Here is a 19,481-nt window from a genome sequence, read left to right as displayed (position 1 = left end):
CTATGCCGCAGATGGCGGTGCGGCGCGAGCCGCGCCCCGCAACGATCGCCGCCGCCGTTAGTGATCGGTTAGACCGCCGTGACGACTTGGCTGCCGCCGACGTGCGCCAATCGGCTTCGCCCACTGCCACTGCCGCGAAGCCTGCCATGCCCTCCCTGCCGCATCCGCCCATTGCATCGCTGTTGCTGATCCTGGCCTGCGCCGCGGGATGCGGCCAACGGACCAGTTGGGTCGATGTCGATGCCAGCGGCTGCAACGAGGCGCGGATCAGCGCCATGAACCGCGACCGCGAGCTGGTGCACCAGATGGGTGCCGTGTGCGCAGTCAACGGCAAGGCGGCCACCGCCGACCGGCTGCGCTGCCACGGCAACACCCTGCAGGTGGCCTGCCGCGAGTGACCCCCGTCGTATCCGTTGAACGTCCATCCGCCACGAGGTGATCCCGATGTCCACGCCAACCACTGCAAGCGCTGCCGGACCCGGCAGTTTCCTCTCCGCACTGGAGGCCTTGCGCAGCCCGGCCAACCTTGCCCTGGTCGCGCTGGCGGCAATCCTGGCGCTGGCGCTCACGGCGCTGGCCACGGCCGGCTTCGCCGCCGGCAGCGTCGGCTCGACCTTCGGCCTGTTGCTGATGGTGTTCGCCTGGCTGGTCGGCGAAGCCGGCTACTGCGCCGTGACGCTGCGTCAGTTGCAGGCCGGTCGCGGACAGCGGCCCGCCGGCATCGCGGCCGCAGCGATCAGCGGCTTCTTCGCCGCGATCAAGGTGCTGCTGGCGATGCTGCTGCTGTGCCTCGCGATGCTGGTGTTGCTGCTGGCCGCCGGCGCGCTGTTCCTGGTCACCCAGATCCCCGGCATCGGGCCGCCGCTCAACTATGTGGTGTTTCCGATCGTGGCCCTGGTGGTGGGCGTGGCGCTGTACGCACTGCTGTTCATCGCCGTGCCGCTGGCGGCGGTGGCTGCCTGCAACGGGCGCTCGGTGTTCGGCATCGTCGCGACCACGATGCTGGTGATTCGCTCGCGGTTGTTCGACACCGCCCTGCGCGGCGTGTTGCTCAACCTGATGGCGGCGTTCGTGATCGCGCTTGCCGTGCTGATCGTCTCGCTCGGCGTTGCCACCTCCGGCGCGCTGCAGCAGATGGTCCACATCGGCCACGCCGGCTACGGCCAGCCGGGCGGCTACGGCAACGCCATGCTCGGCGCCCTGGGCGGCATGGGCAGTGGCCTGCTCGGCACACTGCCCGGCTTGCGGGCGGCGGGCGCCTCCTCGCTGGTGCTGTATTTCCTCGCCTTCAGCATGGGCCTGGTGGTCTACGCCAGCGGCTGGGTGGTGATCTTCAACGACACCGCGCGCGACCTCGACCCGGCGGCTCTCGAAGCGCAGATGCGCACGCAGGCGGAACGCGTGCAGCAGAAGGCGCGCGCGGCCCAGGCCCGCGCCGCGCAGATGGCGCGCGAGCACGGCAGCGGCGCAGGCAACGACACGCCGCCGGATGCGTGAACGCGCCGGTCTGCACAAGCCGGACACTTCCTTTCCCTTCGATGAGGACCAGCACCATGCACACCAGTCAGCTTGCAGGTCTCCTGCTGATCGCCGGCCTGCTCTGCGCCTGCGGCGCGGACAAGGCCGGTACGGCAACCGCAGGAGGCAATGGCCGTGCCGCGGCCCAGGCGGCGGCGCCGTCCGATGACGCATCGGCCGAGGACGTGGCCGCCGCCGCGCGAGGCGATGTCGACTGCCCGGTCGATGCCGCGCCGAACGCCCCCGGCACGCCGGTGGACGACATCGTCGGCGTGCGTCCCGGCATGAGCTACGAGCAGGCCGCCAACGCGGTGATGTGCAGCGGTCCCTTGCTGGTGGTCAAGCCGGAAAACAGTCGCGGCTTCGAGATCAACACCTTCGGGCAGACCCTCCGCCAGGGCTTCAGCGCGCGCTTCGCCGAGCCGCGGGTGCACAAGAGCGGCCGCCAGATCGTGCAGGAGATGGAGCGTGATGCGATGGCGCGGGGCATGAATGCGGTCCGCCAGGACATGCAGCCGGGCCAGTCGAAATGGTTCGTCGCCACGATGGGCATGCCGGGCCAGGAAAAAGCCATCAGCGTGGCCCGCGAGCAATGGTTCGAGCAGGATCGCAATCCGACCGTGGACAGCGTCGAGCAGGCCCTGCTGGCGAAATACGGCACGTCCACCGAGCGCAACGACCAGGGCGACACCCACCAGCTGCGCTGGGCCTACGACCCACGGGGGCGCCTGATCACCGAGACCTCGCCGCTGTTCAACCAGTGCCGCGGCGCCGCCGATCCGGACAGCGGCGTGAGCCTGTCGGCGGACTGCGGCCTGGTGGTGGCTGCCAACGTGGTTCCGCTGCGCGGCAATCCGGCGCTGGCGCAGTACCTGCAGGTCGGCGTGGTCGACCAGGCCGGTGGCTACCAGGCACTGACCGACACCCAGCAGGGACTGCAGGCGATGGATGCCGAACGCCGCGCGCAGCAGGTGCGCGAGGCGGGCAAGAACGCCCAGGCGCCCCAACTGTGAGGTACGCGGCCATGCGCATGAATCCGATCTCCCGCACCCGCACGATTCCGCTCGGCCTCGCGCTGGCCGCGCTGTTGCTGGGCGGTTGCGGCAAGTCGCCAGCGGCGCCGACCGCCGCCACGGCGACGGGCGAACCGGCCGCGGCAACGCCGGCGCAACCGGTCCGCGCCGCGGCGTCCGGCGCCGATGCCGGCGGCCTGGCCGGCCGCAGCAGCACGCTGAACGACCCGGACAACGCCACCATGGTGTTCCTCTATTACGACCTGGCCGGCATCGCGCCGCCGGTCGACCAATGGGTGGAGGACGATCAACGCGTGCGCTACGCACCCGGTGCCGACAAGGCCGCGCGCCGCACCGCCGTGCGCGCCGAGTTCGAGGCCGGCCTGGCCGCGGTGCGCGGCGTGGGCGTGCTGCAACTCACCCTCCAGGCCGGCCTGAGCAGCTACGACCCCACCTACGGCGAGTTCACCGTGGGTGCGCTCTCGCCCGGCGCGGTCTACACCTTCAAGGCGCAGGGCCAGACCGTGAACCTCAAGTTCGACAACGCGCTGACCGCGCAGAGCTGGAGCGTGCCAAAAGACCAGGCGCAGGCGATCGTCGACAGGATCGGCAACGACTCGCTGCTGCTCGATGCCACCTTGCACATCCGCAAGGTGTTGCCGGGCCCCGGCGGCGGAACCGTGGTGGCACACGTCGACTCGTGGAGCCTTCGCGACAGCCGCAGCGGCAGCATCGTGGCGCGCGTCAAGGCCATCAAGGACTGACCTGCCCGTACGCCTCCCACTTCTCCACCAGCCCAGGAGCCACCACCATGATCCGAGTCCGTGCCATCGCCACCCGTCTGCCCGCACTCGCGCTGGCCACGCTGTTCGCCGTGGCCATTCCAGGCGCTCCCGCCCACGCGGCCGACTGTGCCGGCGTGTCCTGCTTCGATGCCGGCCCGTTCGTGGCCGAGGTGACCTCGGTCAGCCCATCGTGGGACCGGTCGCATCGCACCCACTACCTGCGCCTCAACGTGCGCTTCCGCAACACCGGCACCTCGCCGATTACGCTGGCCTTTCCGTGGCGCGGCGCGGCGACCATGACCGACAACTACGGCAACACCTACTCCATCGACTGGCGTTACCCGCAACGCATCGTCGGCATCGCCGTGATCAGCCGCAGCGGGGTCAAGGGCAACTTCACCATCGCGCCGGGATCGAGCCGCACGGCCAGCTGGATCTTCAGCCGCAGCGTCGCGTCGACGCCGGTCGGCAATGTGTTCGCAGCCGACCTGCCGGTGGAGGATCTGCAGCCCATCCCCGGCCAGCAGAAGGTGCGCGTGGGCAACCAGTATTCGCTGGACTTCCAGCAACTGCGTGGTGGTTCGCTGGGCCTGCTCGGCGATGGCAGCAGCAATCGCGGCGAGCAGGCGGCCGCGGGCGTGGGACTGCTGCTCGACGCATTGTCGAAGAAGAAGCACCGCTAAGACCGCGGTAAACGCGCGCCGCCGTCGAAGCCCGCGGACGGGCTCCGACGGACCCGGCGCGGTTCCCGGGATGCGGCCGGCTCCGCTTAGCGGCCCGGGACCGTCGGCGCCAGCACCGCCTCGGTCACGCTGCTGCCATCGTGGCCGAACATCGAATGGCTTTCCTCGGTACGCCGCGACACCGCCAGCAGGCGCGTGCCGATCTGCCGCAACGCGTACTCGGTGGTGGTGCCGAATTCGATGCTGATGAGCAGCTTGCGTCCCTTGATCGCCAGCATGTTGCGCACCGCCACCGGCACGCCGTCGGCGCCCAGCCACACACTGAGCTGGCCGACGTACTTCTTGACCGACATCTCCTTGTTCGCTGACGGCGGCATCGGCACGTCGAACACCAGCAGGCGCGCCGGCTTGCCGTCGCGGGTGTCGTCGCGCTGGCTGGCCAGGGTCGCGCCGTCGAGCTGGCGCAGCAGTACCGGCGCGTAGTTCACCATCGGCTGCACGTTGACCGGGCTCAACTGGCCGAGCAGGTCCTGCACCGGCGTCGGCGCATCCTTGTTCTTCGCGTTCACCGCCGCCTCGGCCGCGGCACGTTGCAGCAGCTCCGGCGGAAAATGCAGCTCCAGGCCATCGGTGCCGCTGCGCACGCCCAGCTGCAACTGCGCGCGCTCGGTCTTGCCGTCTTCCTTCTTCACCGTGCTGCTGACGCGCGCCGTGGCCAGCAGCGGCTGCGCCGGCTGCAGCTTGACCAGCGTGGCGCGCAGGTCCGACACGGCATCGGCCCGGGCCGGCGCCGGCAAGGTCAGCGCGGCGAGCAGCGCCGCCAGGATCACGCGTGAGGTCATGGTGCGGTTCCGGTCGACAAGGGCGGCCAGTATCGCCTGCCCGCGCGGCGCGTACACGGCCGGTGCCCCCGGCGGTTCAGCCGGCGTGCTTGTGCGGCACCGCGCGCACGGTCGGCTCGAACAGGATGCCCACGCGGCTGGCCGGCGCCTCGCGATACAGGCCCAGCACGCAGTGCTCCGCGCGCAACGCAAAGTCCGCGTAATAGACCACGCCCGGATAGGGCACGAAGGTCAGGTCGGGCGAACACGAATACATCCGCTGGTAGCCGCTGGCCACCAGCACCTTGAAAAGCATCAGGCGCTCGCCCGTCGGCACCTGCAGCTCGCCGTGGCTGCTCTTGAGGTCGTAGCACCGGCGACCATCGCAGAAACTCAGCGGCATCGCCTGACTCGCCAGATTCGGCGACAGCTTGATCGTGGCCAGCGGCTGGCCGGCCGCCGGCTGGTACATCGGCAGCCCCGCGCAGCCGCCAAGAAGGGCAGCGGCCACGGCGGGCAGCAGCCGGCGGCTGAAGCGACCGGCACTCATCGTTGGCCTCCTTGCGCATGGATATAAGAGGCGTAGCGCTTCTCGACCCCGTCCGCATCGAGGTCGCCGGCGGAGTAATCCTGGTCGAACAGCACGAACACCCAGTCGCCCATGGCGCCCGCCACCCGACCTACCGTGAGGTCCATGCTGGGGCGGTCGCGGATCGCGTCCGGCAGCGATTCGTACAGGCGGAAGTACGGCTTGTGCCGCTGCAATGCCAGTTCGGCACAGCGATACATCAGATAGGCATGGGTGGTGTCGCGGTCGATGTAACCGTTGCCGGAGAAACCCACCTTGAGCAGTTCGCCGGGGCCGGGCTGCTCCCAGTAACCGCCGGTGTAACCGCGGATCACCCCCTTGTCGGAGTGATACCCCGTGGCACAACCGCCAAGCAGCGCGGCAGCCACCATCGCCAACATCCTGCTTCCCATTCCCTTTCCCCTGTTCCCTCGCCAGCCTGTCGCGGCGAAAAACCGCCTCGATCGGTCCCCGCCGACGCGTGCTGCGGGATCATGCACGGCCACTCCGGTGGCCGCAAGCGATTCAGGTCATAGCGCGGCACAGCTGGGCGAACGCCTTGGTGATGGCGTGCGGGTCGATCACGCCATAACCAAACGTCACCGCCGGCTCGATCGTGCGCGTCATCGCGTAATCGGCGGTGGATTCGGCGCCGGCGGCGTAGCGCAGGATGGTCGGCATGAGCCGGGCCGCCCGCGCGGGGTCGCGGAATCGTGCGGCCAGGTGCAGGCCCGCTTCGGAAGGAATCGGTTGCAGCCAGCGGCCGAGCAGGTGCTGCAGCCCGTCGAGCAGCGCCGCGCGGCGCTCGGCGTAGATCGGCCGCATGTGGCGCACGTGCCGCGCGAGGTGGCCGTCGCGGATGAAGGCGGCCAGCGCGGCCTGGGTGATGCCGTCGCAATGCGAGTCGACGCAGTGCTTGACCGTGACCAGCCCGCTGCGCGCCCACGCCGGCGCCACCACGAAGCCCTTGCGCAGCGAGGGGAACATGCTCTTGGAGAAGGTGCCGACGTAGAACACCAGCGCGTCGCCATCCAGCGTCTGCAAGGCATCCAGCGGACGGCCGCCGAAGCGGAACTCGCCGTCGTAATCGTCCTCCACGATCACCGCGCGGTGGCGGCGCGCGAAGTCGAGCAAGTCAGCGCGGCGACGCAGCGACATCGCCACGCCGGTGGGCGACTGGTGCGAAGGCGTGACGCTGATGATGCGCACATCCTCGGGCAGGCGCTCGACGCACAGGCCTTCGTCGTCGACCGGCAGCGGCACCAGTTGCGCGCCGGCGGCGGCAAACGCGGCGCGCACCGGCGGGTAGCCCGGCTCCTCCACCGCCACCTTCGTCTGACCCGGCGTGACCAGCAGGCGGGCGATCAGGTCGAACGCCTGTTGTGCGCCGGAGGTGACGATCACGTCGTCGGCGCCGCAGGCCACGGCGCGGGCAAACGCCACGTGCTGCGCGATCGCCTCGCGCAATGCGGGGATGCCTTGTGACGGCGCATAGGCGAACGGTTCGCGCGCGCTCCTGCGCAGCGTCTGCGCCATCAGCCGACGCCAGACCTCGTGCGGGAAATGGCGATGATCGGGAATGCCCAGACGGAAATTGCGTTCGGGCAGGCTGCGCGCCGGCGACGGCTGCAGGAACGGCGTGCGCCACGCCGGCGCAAAACGCGATTCGTCCACGCCCGCGCGCGCCGGCTTCGACCGGCGCCGCGCGAATTCGGCGACCTGCGGCCGGGCGCCTTGACGCGGCACCAGGTAGCCCTCGGCAATCAGCAGGTCGTAGGCGGCAACCACCGTATTGCGCGCCACGCCCAGGGCCTCGGCCACCTTGCGCGTGGCGGGCAGTGCGGCGTGCGGCGGCAGGCGGCCGTCCAGGATCGCCGCGCGCAATTGCTGGTGCAGCGCCTGCGTGAGCGTGCCTGCGCCGCGCGGCAGCTGCACGGGGAACGGGAAAACTGGTTCCATCGAATCTCTCCCGAATGGATCAATCAAGGGTCCAGATTATGCCTAGAGTCTGCACCGTAGGGCGGGCGCCGTCCGCCGTTCCCGACCATCACGCATCCCGGAAAGCTGGCGGGCAATGCCCGCCCTACGCGAGGCCAGACCATGACGAAAGCCATCTGCGAAACCTGCGGCACCCAGTACCCGAACACTCCCGCGCATTGCGCCGTCTGCGAGGACGAGCGCCAGTACGTCGGCGCAGGCGGCCAGACCTGGACGACGCACGAGGCGCTGAAAACCACCCACGCGCTGCGCCTGCAGGATGAAGCCGGCGTGCTCGGCATCGGGCTGACGCCGACCTTCGCGATCAACCAGCGCGCGCTGTACCTGCCCACCGACGCGGGCAACATCCTGTGGGAAGCCTTGAGCCTGGTCACCGACGAAGCGGTCGCCGCGCTGCAGGCGCGCGGCGGCGTGGACCTGATCGCGATCTCGCATCCGCATTTCTACGCTTCGATGCTGGAGTGGAGCGAGGCGCTTGGCAACGTGCCGATCCTGCTGCACGAGGCGGACCGCGAGTGGGTGCGCCGGCCCTCGCCGAACGTGCAGTTCTGGCGCGGCGACAAGCACCGCCTGTCCGACGCGGTGACCCTCATCAACAGCGGCGGCCACTTCCCCGGCAGCACCGTGCTGCACTGGAAGGACGGGCCGCGACCCGGCGGCGCGCTGTTCTCCGGCGACGCCCCGCACGTGGTCAGCAACCGTCGCCACGTTTCGTTCATGCGCAGCTATCCCAACTTCACGCCGATGCCGCCCGACGCGGTGCGCGGCATGCAGGCGCGCCTGGCCGGCTACGCGTTCGAGGATGTCTACGGCTTCACCTGGGGCCGCAACATCATCGGCGGCGGCCGCGCCGCGGTCGACGCCTCGTTCGAACTCTACCTTTCCGCCATCGCCGCCTGAGCCGCGCCCATGACCACGCCCTCTCCACGCCTGCACGACTACCTGCCCGCCCGCTTCAGCACCGCCACCGCGCGGCACTGGGTGCCTTCCTCCACGCCCGGCAAATCGTCCAGTCCGCTGCGTTTCTTCGCCGACGACCGCGGCTTCGTCGAGCTGCTGCGCATGGAGCCGGGCGTGGTGATGCCGCTGCATCGCCACACCGGCGAGATCCATGCCTACAACCTCAGCGGTACGCGCAAGCTGTGCACCGGCGAGCTGATCGGCCCCGGCGATTACGTCTACGAGCCGCCGGGCAACACCGACTGGTGGAAGGTCGTCGGCGATGAGCCGATGCTGGCGCTGGTGATCGTGATGGGCACGGTCGAGTTCCTCGGCCCCGGCGGCGTGGTGACTGGACGTGCATCGGCCAGCAGCCAATGGGCGGAGTACGAAGGCCATTGCCGTTCGCTGGGCGTGGCGACGCCGGACCTCCGCGATCGTTGAACGCAGCCCCGCGGTGGCTCAGCCACGGGGGCGACAGCAGGCTTCCCCGCCGTGTCGAAATCGCCGCCCGCCGATCGTCGCTCCGATGACGAGCACCGTCGCTCCTCGCCTCCACCACCGGAAAACCCGCATGCCCAAGATGATCTTCGTGAACCTGCCGGTCGCCGACCTCAAGAAGTCGATGGCCTTCTACGCCGCCATCGGCTTCGTCAACAACCCCCACTTCACCGACGACACCGCCGCATGCATGGTGTGGAGCGAGACCATCCACGTCATGCTGCTCACCCACGCCAAGTGGCGCACGTTCACCGCGCGGCCGATACCGGATGCCGGCGCCAGCGAGGTGATGCTGGCGCTCTCCCTCGATGACCGTGCCGCGGTCGACGCCATGAACGACACGGCCGCGGCGAACGGCGGCACCGCCGACATCAACCCCGTCCAGGAATACGGCTTCATGTACGGCCGCGACCTGGCCGATCCCGACGGCCACGTGTGGGAAGCGTTCTGGATGGACCCGGCCGCCATCCCGGCGGGTTGAGCACGCCGGAGCATTGCCGGGTCATCGATCGTTCCCTGCATCAAGCCGAAGCCGGCCGCCGCTTGCCGGCGGTCACGCGCCTGGCCGGCGCGCAGGTGCCGCCGGACTGGCTGCAGCAGTGGTCGGTGAGGTAGCCGACCAGCTCGTCCATCGCCTCCATCACCGGCGCGTAATAGATGAAGCGCCCGCTTTGCCGGCTGCTCACCAGGCCGGCGTGCGACAGCTCCTTCAGGTGGAAGGACAGCGTGGCGTTGGGCAGGCCCAGCTTCTCCGCGATCGCGCTGGCGGCCAGTCCTTCCGGCGCGTGCTCGACCAGCAGCCGGTAGACCGCCAGGCGCGATTCCTGGGCGAGCGCGGCGAGGATGGTGATGGCTTGCCTGTTCTGCATGGCGCTACTCCCGGGCCGATTCATACCAGCGCTTGCTGCGGTTGACGATGCGCACCACCGACAGCATCACCGGCACCTCGATCAGCACGCCCACCACGGTCGCCAGCGCCGCGCCGGAATGCACGCCGAACAGGCCCACCGCGGTGGCCACTGCCAGCTCGAAGAAGTTGCTGGCGCCGATCAGCGCCGACGGGCCGGCCACGCAGTGCGGCACGCCGAAGCGGCGGTTGAGCCAGTAGGCCAGGCCGGCGTTGAAATACACCTGGATCAGGATCGGCACCGCCAGCAGCGCGATGATCGCCGGTTGCTCGAGGATCTGCCGGCCCTGGAAACCGAACAGCAGCACCAGCGTGGCCAGCAGCGCGCCCAGCGACACCGGCCCCAGCCGCTGCAGCAGTTTCTGCAGGCGTGCCTCGCCGCCATGCGCCAGCAGCTGGCGCCGCAGCAGCATGCTGAGCGCCACCGGCACCACGATGTACAGCAGCACCGACAGCAACAGCGTGTTCCACGGCACCGTGATCGAGGAGATGCCCAGCAGCAGCGCCACGATCGGCGCGAACGCCACCACCATGATGGCGTCGTTCAGCGCGACCTGGCTCAGCGTGAACGCCGGCTCGCCGCGGCACAGGTTGCTCCACACGAACACCATCGCCGTGCACGGCGCGGCGGCCAGCAGGATCAGGCCGGCGATATAGGAGTCGAGCTGTTCGGCCGGCAGCTGGCCGGCGAACAGGTGGCGGATGAAGATCCAGCCCAGCAGCGCCATCGAGAACGGCTTCACCGCCCAGTTGACGAACAGCGTGACGCCGATGCCCTTCCACTGCCGGCGCACGCCGCCGAGCGCGCCGAAGTCGATCTTCAGCAGCATCGGGATGATCATCAGCCAGATCAGCACGGCGACCGGCAGGTTCACCTGGGCCACCTGCATGCCGCCCAGCGCCGCGAAGCTGCCGGGCAGCAGGTGGCCCAGCAGCGTGCCGGCGACGATGCACAGCAACACCCAGAGCGTGAGCCCGCGCTCGAAGAAGCCGATGCGGGCGCCGTCCGGAGAAACCGCGTCGGCGGCGAGTGCGGCGGATGGCTGGTTCATGCGTGGGCTTCCTCGCCGGTGAGGCTGCCGATGCGGTCGAGCGCCTGTTTCAGTTCGTCGCGGCCCATCGTTTCCACCGGCAGCTGCAGCAGCGCGGTGATCCGACGCACGATCAGCGCGTGCGCACGCCGGAACGCCGCGGCGGCGTCCGCGTCCCGGGCGGCAGCCGGATCGGGCAGGCCCCAGTGACTCTTCACGAAATCGCCGAACAGCAGCGGACAGGTCTCGCTGGCGGCGTTGTCGCAAACCGTGATCACGATGTCCAGCGGCGGCGCGCCCGCTTCGGTGAAGCGGTCCCACGACTTGCTGGCGAGTCCCTCGGTGGCGATGCCGTGGGCCTGAAGTTGCTCGATCGCGTGGGGGTTGACGCGCCCGGTCGGCTGGCTGCCGGCGCTGAACGCCGCGAAGCGCCCCGCGCCCAGGTGATTGAGGGTGGCCTCGGACAGGATGCTGCGGGCCGAATTGCCGGTACAGATGAACAGGACACGACACGGGTGCATGGGCGGCGGTTCCGGATTGGCTTCCATATTTCCATGATTATAGAATCATCAAACCAACGCAACAGGAATCGCCGTGATCCCGGACCTGCCCCATGTCGCCGCCGAGGTGCTGGACACCCCCAGCCTGGCCAAGCTGGCCCTGCCGGCCGACGCCGGCCACCCGCCGCGCATCCTGATCCTGTACGGCTCGCTGCGCCCGCAGTCGTTCAGCCGCAAGCTGGCGCTGGAAGCCGAGCGCATCCTGCGCCACTTCGGCGCCGAGACGCGGGTGTTCGATCCGCACGAACTGCCCATCCTGGACAGCGTGCCGGCCAGCCACCCCAAGGTGCAGGAACTGCGCGCGCTGTCGCTGTGGTCCGAGGGCCAGGTGTGGGTCAGCCCCGAGCGGCACGGCACGATCACCGGCGTGTTCAAGAACCAGATCGACTGGCTGCCGCTGGAGGACGGCAGCGTGCGGCCCACCCAAGGGCGCACGCTCGCGGTGATGCAGGTCAGCGGCGGCTCGCAGTCGTTCAACGTGGTGAATGCGCTGCGCGTGCTGGGCCGCTGGATGCGCATGCTGACCATCCCGAACCAGTCCTCGGTGGCCAAGGCCTGGCAGGAGTTCGACGACGACGGCCGGATGAAACCCTCGCCGTTCTACGACCGCGTGGTGGACGTGATGGAGGAGCTGTTCAAGTTCACCCTGCTGGTGCGCGGGCGCAGCGACTATCTGGTCAGCCGCTACAGCGAACGCAAGGGCGCCGCCGCGACGAAGGCGCTGACGGCCGCGGCCGAGGTACTGGAAAGCGCGGCGACGGCGGGCAAACCTGCCTGCTGCAGCAGCGGAGCCTGTTGAGCCCGCGACGGACGTCCGCCGCAACCGCCGGCTAGGCCGGCGCATCCTCCGCCGCCACGAAGCCGCCGGTCTGTCGCCGCCACAGTCGCGCGTAGAGGCCTTCGTGCGCGATCAGCTCGGCGTGGGTGCCGGTCTCGACGACCTGCCCCTTGTCCAGCACCACCAGCCGATCCATCCGCGCGATGGTGGACAGGCGATGCGCGATCGCAATCACCGTCTTGCCCTGCATCAGCAGGTCGAGACTTTCCTGGATCGCCGCTTCCGCCTCGGAGTCCAGTGCGCTGGTGGCTTCGTCCAGCACCAGGATCGGTGCGTCCTTCAGCAGCACGCGGGCGATCGCGATGCGCTGGCGCTGGCCGCCGGAGAGTTTCACGCCGCGCTCGCCGACCAGGGCGTCGTAGCCGACCCGGCCTTCGCCATCACTGAGGGTGGGAATGAATTCGTCGGCACGGGCCTTGCGCACCGCCGCGGCAACCTGCGCTTCGCCGGCGTCCGGACGTCCATACAGGATGTTGTCGCGGATCGAGCGATGCAGCAGCGAGGTGTCCTGGGTGACCACGCCGATCTGCGAGCGCAGGCTTTCCTGGGTGACATGGGCGATGTCCTGGCCGTCGATCAGGATGCGCCCGGCCTCGAGGTCGTACAGCCGCAGCAGCACGTTGACCAGGGTGGACTTGCCCGCACCGGACGGCCCGACCACGCCGATCTTTTCGCCCGCGCGCACGGCCAGGTCCAGCCCGGCGATCACCCCGCCCTGCTTGCCGTAGTGGAAATGGATCTGCTCGAAGCGCACCGCGCCGTTGGTCACCTCCAGCGGCATCGCGCCGTCGCGGTCCTGCACCGCGCGCGGCTGGGCGATGGTGGTGATGCCGTCCTGCACCGTGCCCACGTCCTCGAAGATGCCGTTGACCACCCACATGATCCAGCCGGACATGTTGTTGATGCGGATCACCAGCCCGGTCGACAGCGCGATCGCGCCCACCGTCACCCGCCCCTCGCTCCACAGCCACAGCGCCAGCGCCGAAGTGCCCACGATCAGAAAGCCGTTGAGGGTGGTGATGCTGGCGTCCAGTGCGGTGGTGATGCGGGTCATCCGGCGCAGCTTGTCGGTCTGCTCCATCATCGCCTCGGCCACGTAGGCTTCCTCGCGCCGCGTATGCGCGAACAGCTTCAGCGTGAGCACGTTGCTGTAGCCGTCCACGATCCGGCCCATCAGTTTCGAGCGCGCCTCCGAGGCCTTCCAGGAGCGCTGCTTCAGCCGCGGCACGAAGAACGCCAGCAGGCCCACATAGGCGAACACCCAGGCAAACAGCGGCGCGGCCAGCCAGAAATCCGCCTGGGCAAACAGCACGATGGCGCTGCCGGTATAGATGGTGACGTACCAGATCGCATCGACGATCTGCACCGCCGATTCGCGCAGCGCACCGCCGGTCTGCATGATGCGGTTGGCGATGCGCCCGGCGAAGTCGTTCTGGAAGAAGCCCAGGCTCTGGCGGATCACGTAGCGATGGTTCTGCCAGCGGATGCGATTGGTCAGGCTGGGCACGATGGCCTGGTTCACCAGCAGGTCGTGCGCACCGATCGCCAGCGGGCGCGCGATCAGCGCCACGAAGCCCATCCACAGCAGTTCGTTGCCGTGCTGCCGGAAGAAATCTGCCGGCGGCGCGCCCCTGGCCATGTCCACGATGCTGCCGATGAAGCCGAACAGCGACACCTCGATGATCGCCACCACGAAACCCAGCACGATCGCCACGGCGAACACCGGCCACGCCTGGCGCAGGTAGAACGCATAGAAGCGCCACACCGACTGCGGCGGCATGCCGTCGACGGGTTCCTTGAATGCGTCGATGAGGGATTCGAACCAGCGGAAGATCATCGGTGCGCGCGGACAGCGGGGAGACCGATAGCGTGGATGGCGCCCGGCTTCGACGCAAGCGCCGAAGCCGGGCCGCCGTTCATCGGGCCGGACAGGCTACCGGTTCTTCCGCCGAGGCCCGCAGGCGCGATCGCGATCCGACCGCGCCACGAACAGGACGATGAAAATGGCGATGATGGCTGCCCACATGGGAACTCTCCTTGCAAGTTATGGAAACGACGATCACGGCTGCCGTGACGCGCGTTGGTCCGTGCCGTTCTGGTGCAGCACCAGTGCCTCCACCTTGCCGGCCGGATCGCGTTCGAAACCCAGCTGCGCGTCGACCATGGTGTAGAAGAAATGGTCCTTCGCCTTCGCATACACGGGGTATGCGGCCTGGCCGGTAAGCTGGACGTAGAGCTGGTCATGCACGACGGTGACAGCGAACTCCACGCCGGCACCCAGCACATAACGCCCGACGTAATCGTGCAGCAGCGCCGGGTCGAGCCGCACGCTGGACGTGCCGTCCGCGGCGCGCGCCGAGTCCGTGCGCGGCGCGCGCCGGTCGCGACCGCCCTGGTGCAGGGTCAGGGCGTCGACCTTGCCGTCGGCACCGCGCCCGAAGTCGATGGTGATCGGCGCGATCCTGGCGAAGAAGACACCCGGCGCGCTGGCGAACAACGGTATCGCACCCTGCCCGGTCCCCTGCACAAACAACTGGTCGGCACGGCGGAACACGGTCAACGCAAAGTCCGGCGCCAGCCGGTACTGGCCGACGCAGGCATCCAGCTGCGCGCCCGACAGCGCGATCGCCTTGTGCACCACCGGCAAGGGTGCCGACGGCAGCAAGGCGGCGAAGCCCAGCTCCTGCGGCGCGCTGGTGGCATTGGTCAGGATCACCACGCCGCGCCGGCCGTCGGGCGTGAAGCCGATGAAGCTGCTGTAGCCACCGGTCTCGCCGTTGTGCCAGATCACGTCGCCGCCGGCCGTATGGTGGGTCATCCAGGCCAGGCCGATGTGGTCACCGCCGCCGATGTCGCGCCGCGGCGCCTGCGCCAGCCGCATGGCCGCGGCCAGCGGTGTCTGCAGCTGGCCCATGCTGGCCTGCAGATAACGCAGCATGTCGTCGCCGTCGCTCAGCAGGCCGCCGGCACCGGCCAGCGCGCCGAAGTCCCAATGCCTGGCGGCCTGCCCCACCTCGTCGTGACCCGGGGCAAGACGCGCGCGCACGGCGGGCGTCAGCCCGGTGCCGGTGGACCGCATGCCGAGCGGCGCCAGCACCTCGCGCCGTACCAGTTCAGCGTAGGAAAGCCCGGCGTGCCGGGTCAGCGCATCGCCAAGCAGGCCGAAGCCGAGGTTGGAGTATTCGTAAGCCGCGCCGGGGTCACGCGGCAGCTGGTAGCCGGCCAGGAAGGCCTTGAGCCGGTCGCGACTGTAATCGGCGTACGGATTGCCGAGGTCCGCCGGTTGCAGGTTGCCCGGCAGCCGCGGCAGGCCGGAGAACTGCTCGGCCAGCAGGCCCAGCGTGATCGACTTGCCGTGGCGCGCCGGGATGCTGAAATCCGGCAGCAGGTCGGCCACCGGCGTATCCAGGCTGAGTGCCTTCGCCTGCACCGCCTCGGCCAGCAGCAAGGCGGTGAAGGTCTTGGTCACCGAGCCGATCTCGAACATGGTCTCGCCGTCCGGCGCGCGGCCGTCGGCCAGCCTGCCGAAACCGGCGATCTGGCTGCGGCCGTCGTCGACCATCACCACCACCATCGCCGGATACGTACCGGCCTCAACATATTGCTCGGCCACCTGCGCGATGCGCGCGGGCAACACCGGCGCCTCGGCAGCGGTGGCCGTGCCCAGCGCAGCCGCCAGCGCGGCGCCCAGGATGAGTCTCGTGACGGATTTCATTCCTCGCGTCTCCGTTTCGTGGGAGCGGCCGGTGCAGGGATGCCCTGCATCACGGTCGCCAGTTGGCGCCGATAGTTGGCCAGCGCGCGCCGGCCGGCCGGCGTGATGCACAGCTCGGTCAGCGGGCGCTTGCCGCGAAAACTCTTCTTCACCTCGATCAGGCCGCCGGCCTCGAGCTTGCTCATGTGGCTGGACAGGTTGCCCTTGCTGAGCCCGCTGACCTGCTCGAGAAAGCCGAACTCGACCAGCTTGGCCCCCGACAGCACCGCCAGGATCAGCAGCCGCGCCGGTTCGTGCACCAGCCGGTCCAGCGCCATGACTTCGGTGATGTCGCCCGGTGCGCTCATGCCTCGTCCTCCTGCCCGGGACGCAGTTGCTGCAGGCGCTGGCGCAGTTGCTGGAACTGGCGATGCTCGCGCACGCCATTGGCGATCATCACCAGCGCGGCCAGCGGAAACATCAGCGCCACCAGCGACATCTGCGTCGCCTGCGGCGTGTGGGTGGTGCCGATCAGCGGGTAATAGCCGCCGCCGCTGACCATCGCCGCCTGGCAAAACAGGAACACGCCCACGATGAAATCGAGCGGGCTGCGCAGCCAGCGCCACGCGGCCGGCACCAGCAACCACAGCAGCGCCAGGTAGCCGATCATCCCCGGCGCCAGCGACCACGGGTGCGGCCGCGCGGCAAACGCCAGGCCGACGGTGATCACCAGCGCCACCAGCAGCACCCCGCCGACGCAGAACCAGTGCGTGCGCCGCTCCGCCGGCGTCTCCTGCTCTTCGACGTGGCCCCAGCGCTGGTAGTAGCGACGCGTCATCCAGCCCTTGGCCAGCAGCCACACCGCGGGAATCGCGATCAGCACCGCACTGGCCACCGCCACGCCATGCAGCAACTGCCCGCCGAAGTAGGCGAGCAAACACAGCACCCCGCCGAGCACGGAGGACAGCCCGCCGGCGTTGCGCGAATAGCGCGCATAGCTTCGCGTCAGCCCTTCGAGATCCTGCAGGCGATCGTGGACTTCGTCACTCATCGGGGGTTCCTCTCGAAATATGCAAATAGGTTTGCATTACAAACTAGTTGACGTCAAGTGCCCGGTCCGCCCAGCCCAATCTGAACGCACGCCTTGCGGCCTTCGCGGCACCCTCGCCGTGGCGATTGACCACCCGCCACGACGCTCCGATCATGCGCGGATGCCCATGCCGTGCCGGTTCGTCCTCCTTGCGCTGTTGTGTCTCGGCAGCTTCGCCGCACAGGCGCAGGGCGACGCCGCGCCGGCCGCCGCGGCGTCCTCCGCCACGCCGGCGCAGGCCATGCAGCTGCTGGACGATCGCCTGGACACGATCAAGGCGACGCTCAAGTCCAAACACCCGGACACCCCACTGGCCGACCTGCGCGGCACCGCGCTGGCCGTGCAGGACCAGGCGCGCCAGCTGGCACTCGACCTCGCGCCGCAGATGGCGGCCGTGCAGGCCCAGCTCGACGTGCTGGGGCCGGCGCCGGCCAGGGACGCGCCACCGGAAGCCATCGGGGTCGCCACGCAGCGCCGGCAACTCGACAAGGCGCTGGCCGGCCTGGATGCGCAGGTCAAACAGGCGCAGCTGCTGGGCCAGAACGCGTTGCAACTAGCCGCGCAGATCACCGGCCTGCGCAACGACGAGTTCCAGGCCCGGTTGGCATCGCGCACGGCGTCGCCCTTCAGCAGCGCGTTCTGGAGCGAGCCGGCGCGCAGTTTCCCCGATGACCTGGCGCGGCTGGATCGTCTCGGCGGTCGCCTGGCCGATGCCTGGAGCGAGGCATGGCAACCGCCGAACCGCACGCCGTTGCTGCTGTGCCTGATCGGCGCGTTGCTGTGGCTGGGCGTGGGCCGCTGGCTGCTCGACGGGCTGCTGTTGCGCCTGGCCACGCGCCACGTGCCGGATGGCCACCTGCGCCGCAGCGCGATGGCGGTGGCGGTCGCGCTCACCGCGTTGCTCACCACCGGCCTCGCCGCCCAGCTGGTGTACCTGGGCCTGAACTGGAACGACATCCTCGCGACCGACCTCGACGCGCTGGCGCGATCGGCGGTGCGCCTGGTGCTGTTCGCCGCGTTTGTCACCGGGCTGGGCCGCGCGCTGCTCTCCGTGCGCCGGCCGAGTTGGCGCCTGCCGCCGCTGTCTGACCTCGCCGCGCAACGCTTGCGCATGCTGCCCTGGTTGCTCGGCGCCGCCGCGCTGCTGTTCGGCCTGATCGAGCGCATCAGCCGCACCATCGGCTCCAGCCTGCCGACCACGGTGGCCACGCGCGGCGCGGTGGCACTGGTGGTCAGCGGCTTGATCGCGGCGGGCTGGTGGCGTTTGCGCGGCGCGCGGCGGCAGGCGGCGGCCGAGGGCGTGGTCGAACATCGTCCGTTGTGGGTCGGCGCGCTCGGCGCCGGCGCGGTGCTCGGCGTGCTGGTGAGCTGGCTGGGCGTGGCCACCGGTTACATCGCGCTGGCCTTCTTCGCCGCGGTGCAGATGCTGTGGGTCGGCGTGGTGGTGGCCAGTGCGTGGCTGCTCGGCCACCTGTTGAACGACCTGATCCACATCGCGCTCTCGCCGCACGAACGCGGCGGCCAGCGGCTGCAGACATCCTTCCAGCTGGCGCCGCATGCGCTGGACCAGGCCGCTACCCTGCTCGCCGGCATCGCCAGGGTGCTGCTGACCCTGCTGGCCATTGCCATCGTGCTGACCCCGTTCGGCGCCGGCCCGGGCGACCTGCTGGCCAGTGCCGTGCGCACCTTCGGCAACCTGAAACTGGGCGATCTGCCGATCAATCCCGGCAACATCTTCCGGGCGGTGCTGGTGCTGGTGGTCGGCGGCGTGCTGCTGCACATGCTCAAGCGCTGGCTGCGCGAACAGTTGCTGCCCAAGTCGACGATGGAACCGGGCATGCAGGATTCCATCGTCACCCTGCTCGGCTACCTCGGCGGCCTGCTGGTACTGGTGCTGACCCTTGCCGCGCTGCACGTCAACCTGACCAGCATCACCTGGATCGTCAGCGCGCTGTCGGTGGGCATCGGCTTCGGCCTGCAGGCGATCGTGCAGAACTTCATCTCCGGCCTGATCCTGCTGGTGGAGCGGCCGGTGAAGGTGGGCGACTGGGTCAGCCTCAACGAGGTCGAGGGCGACATCCGCCGGATCAATGTGCGCGCCACCGAGATCCAGTTGTGGGATCGCTCCACCGTGATCGTGCCGAACTCGCAGCTGATCACCGAAAACGTGCGCAACGTGACCCAGGCCAATGCGCTGGGCCGCGTGCAGATCAAGCTGCCGATGCCGCTGGACACCGATGCCGACAAGGTACGGGCATTGGCGCTGGAGGTACTCGGCGCACACCCGCGCACACTGGCCGCGCCGGCGCCCTACGTGCAGCTGGACGGCCTCGATGCCGGTTCGATGACCTTCAACTGCGTGGCCTACGTCGGCAGCCCCCGCGACACCAGTGGCGTGAAGAGCGAGCTGCTGTTCGAACTGCTGCAGCGCCTGCGCCGCGCGCGGCTGCCGCTGGTGCGCGCGCAACTGGTGCGCACGCTGCCACCGCTGGCCGAGGAAGACGAACACACGGGTTGAGCCGGCACGCTAGACTG

The 19,481-nt window shown here is 69.4% G+C and carries 21 protein-coding genes; 10 read left to right on the top strand and 11 right to left on the bottom strand.

Annotated features, from left to right (window positions below):
- Positions 1-146: 146 nt before the first annotated feature.
- Genes B1991_RS12250 through B1991_RS12230 form a run of 5 tightly spaced genes read left to right on the top strand, consistent with a single transcriptional unit; the run spans position 147 to position 3,999 of the window.
- On the top strand, positions 147-398 hold the full coding sequence (locus B1991_RS12250) for a hypothetical protein (RefSeq protein WP_136258971.1): 252 nt from the start codon (positions 147-149) through the stop codon (positions 396-398).
- Positions 399-444: 46 nt separating this feature from the next.
- On the top strand, positions 445-1,497 hold the full coding sequence (locus tag B1991_RS12245) for a hypothetical protein (protein WP_136258970.1): 1,053 nt from the start codon (positions 445-447) through the stop codon (positions 1,495-1,497).
- 56 nt (positions 1,498-1,553) lie between these two features.
- Positions 1,554-2,531: a hypothetical protein gene (locus tag B1991_RS12240; RefSeq protein ID WP_136258969.1), complete on the top strand. Its 978-nt coding sequence runs from the start codon at positions 1,554-1,556 to the stop codon at positions 2,529-2,531.
- A gap of 17 nt (positions 2,532-2,548) precedes the next feature.
- Positions 2,549-3,295: a hypothetical protein gene (locus B1991_RS18665; RefSeq protein WP_168709635.1), complete on the top strand. Its 747-nt coding sequence runs from the start codon at positions 2,549-2,551 to the stop codon at positions 3,293-3,295.
- Between the two features lie 47 nt (positions 3,296-3,342).
- Entirely contained in the window at positions 3,343-3,999 is a 657-nt protein-coding gene (locus B1991_RS12230; RefSeq protein WP_136258968.1) for a hypothetical protein, read from the top strand.
- An 86-nt stretch (positions 4,000-4,085) separates the two neighbouring features.
- Here the strand turns inward: B1991_RS12230 and B1991_RS12225 are convergent, their stop codons facing one another.
- From B1991_RS12225 to pdxR, 4 genes are all read right to left on the bottom strand, one after another.
- Positions 4,086-4,841 carry a hypothetical protein gene (locus B1991_RS12225; protein ID WP_136258967.1) on the bottom strand — a complete coding sequence of 252 codons (756 nt, stop codon included), beginning with the start codon at positions 4,839-4,841 and terminating at the stop codon, positions 4,086-4,088.
- A gap of 76 nt (positions 4,842-4,917) precedes the next feature.
- Positions 4,918-5,370: a hypothetical protein gene (locus tag B1991_RS12220; protein WP_136258966.1), complete on the bottom strand. Its 453-nt coding sequence runs from the start codon at positions 5,368-5,370 to the stop codon at positions 4,918-4,920.
- Positions 5,367-5,801 (bottom strand): CC0125/CC1285 family lipoprotein, encoded by a 435-nt coding sequence (locus B1991_RS12215; RefSeq protein WP_136258965.1) that lies wholly within the window; start codon positions 5,799-5,801, stop codon positions 5,367-5,369. Before B1991_RS12215 ends, B1991_RS12220 begins: the two co-directional genes overlap by 4 nt.
- A 112-nt stretch (positions 5,802-5,913) precedes the next feature.
- Positions 5,914-7,347 carry a MocR-like pyridoxine biosynthesis transcription factor PdxR gene (gene pdxR, locus B1991_RS12210; protein WP_136258964.1) on the bottom strand — a complete coding sequence of 478 codons (1,434 nt, stop codon included), beginning with the start codon at positions 7,345-7,347 and terminating at the stop codon, positions 5,914-5,916.
- Positions 7,348-7,488: 141 nt separating this feature from the next.
- Here pdxR and B1991_RS12205 point away from each other — a divergent pair, with 141 nt between their 5' ends.
- The 3 genes from B1991_RS12205 to B1991_RS12195 all read left to right on the top strand — a co-directional run bounded on the left by B1991_RS12205 (position 7,489) and on the right by B1991_RS12195 (position 9,307).
- The gene (locus tag B1991_RS12205; protein ID WP_136258963.1) at positions 7,489-8,286 is read left to right on the top strand and encodes an MBL fold metallo-hydrolase; all 798 of its coding nucleotides are present in this window, start codon (positions 7,489-7,491) and stop codon (positions 8,284-8,286) included.
- 9 nt (positions 8,287-8,295) lie between these two features.
- On the top strand, positions 8,296-8,769 hold the full coding sequence (locus B1991_RS12200; RefSeq protein WP_136258962.1) for a cupin domain-containing protein: 474 nt from the start codon (positions 8,296-8,298) through the stop codon (positions 8,767-8,769).
- A 130-nt stretch (positions 8,770-8,899) separates the two neighbouring features.
- On the top strand, positions 8,900-9,307 hold the full coding sequence (locus B1991_RS12195) for a VOC family protein (protein ID WP_136258961.1): 408 nt from the start codon (positions 8,900-8,902) through the stop codon (positions 9,305-9,307).
- A 40-nt stretch (positions 9,308-9,347) separates the two neighbouring features.
- Here B1991_RS12195 and B1991_RS12190 read toward each other — a convergent pair whose 3' ends face one another.
- From B1991_RS12190 to B1991_RS12180, 3 genes are read right to left on the bottom strand one after another with little or no spacing between them, the layout of a single operon-like run.
- Positions 9,348-9,695, bottom strand: a complete 348-nt coding sequence (locus B1991_RS12190; protein WP_136258960.1) for an ArsR/SmtB family transcription factor — start codon at positions 9,693-9,695, stop codon at positions 9,348-9,350.
- A gap of 4 nt (positions 9,696-9,699) precedes the next feature.
- Positions 9,700-10,785 carry an ACR3 family arsenite efflux transporter gene (gene arsB, locus B1991_RS12185; RefSeq protein WP_136258959.1) on the bottom strand — a complete coding sequence of 362 codons (1,086 nt, stop codon included), beginning with the start codon at positions 10,783-10,785 and terminating at the stop codon, positions 9,700-9,702.
- Positions 10,782-11,285: an arsenate reductase ArsC gene (locus B1991_RS12180; protein ID WP_136258958.1), complete on the bottom strand. Its 504-nt coding sequence runs from the start codon at positions 11,283-11,285 to the stop codon at positions 10,782-10,784. Before B1991_RS12180 ends, arsB begins: the two co-directional genes overlap by 4 nt.
- 73 nt (positions 11,286-11,358) lie before the next feature.
- On the opposite strand from B1991_RS12180, the gene arsH reads away from it, so the two are divergent.
- Entirely contained in the window at positions 11,359-12,123 is a 765-nt protein-coding gene (gene arsH / locus B1991_RS12175; protein WP_425466685.1) for an arsenical resistance protein ArsH, read from the top strand.
- A gap of 31 nt (positions 12,124-12,154) precedes the next feature.
- On the opposite strand, the gene B1991_RS12170 is transcribed toward arsH, so the two are convergent.
- From B1991_RS12170 to B1991_RS12155, 4 genes are all read right to left on the bottom strand, one after another.
- On the bottom strand, positions 12,155-13,996 hold the full coding sequence (locus B1991_RS12170) for an ABC transporter ATP-binding protein (RefSeq protein WP_168709637.1): 1,842 nt from the start codon (positions 13,994-13,996) through the stop codon (positions 12,155-12,157).
- Positions 13,997-14,221: 225 nt separating this feature from the next.
- Positions 14,222-15,877 carry a serine hydrolase gene (locus B1991_RS12165; RefSeq protein ID WP_136258956.1) on the bottom strand — a complete coding sequence of 552 codons (1,656 nt, stop codon included), beginning with the start codon at positions 15,875-15,877 and terminating at the stop codon, positions 14,222-14,224.
- The gene (locus tag B1991_RS12160) at positions 15,874-16,224 is read right to left on the bottom strand and encodes a transcriptional regulator (protein WP_136258955.1); all 351 of its coding nucleotides are present in this window, start codon (positions 16,222-16,224) and stop codon (positions 15,874-15,876) included. The genes B1991_RS12165 and B1991_RS12160 overlap by 4 nt, the downstream gene beginning before the upstream one ends.
- Positions 16,221-16,907, bottom strand: a complete 687-nt coding sequence (locus B1991_RS12155) for a hypothetical protein (RefSeq protein WP_136258954.1) — start codon at positions 16,905-16,907, stop codon at positions 16,221-16,223. Before B1991_RS12155 ends, B1991_RS12160 begins: the two co-directional genes overlap by 4 nt.
- A gap of 166 nt (positions 16,908-17,073) precedes the next feature.
- Here B1991_RS12155 and B1991_RS12150 point away from each other — a divergent pair, with 166 nt between their 5' ends.
- Positions 17,074-19,464, top strand: a complete 2,391-nt coding sequence (locus B1991_RS12150) for a DUF3772 domain-containing protein (RefSeq protein WP_425466684.1) — start codon at positions 17,074-17,076, stop codon at positions 19,462-19,464.
- Positions 19,465-19,481: the final 17 nt, after the last annotated feature.

The organism is Rhodanobacter lindaniclasticus (genome assembly GCF_004799035.1).
In the GTDB taxonomy this organism is placed as follows: Bacteria; Pseudomonadota; Gammaproteobacteria; order Xanthomonadales; family Rhodanobacteraceae; genus Rhodanobacter; species Rhodanobacter lindaniclasticus.
The sequence above is the reverse complement of the archived record's forward strand: the minus strand, read 5'-3'. Positions and strand labels throughout refer to the sequence as shown.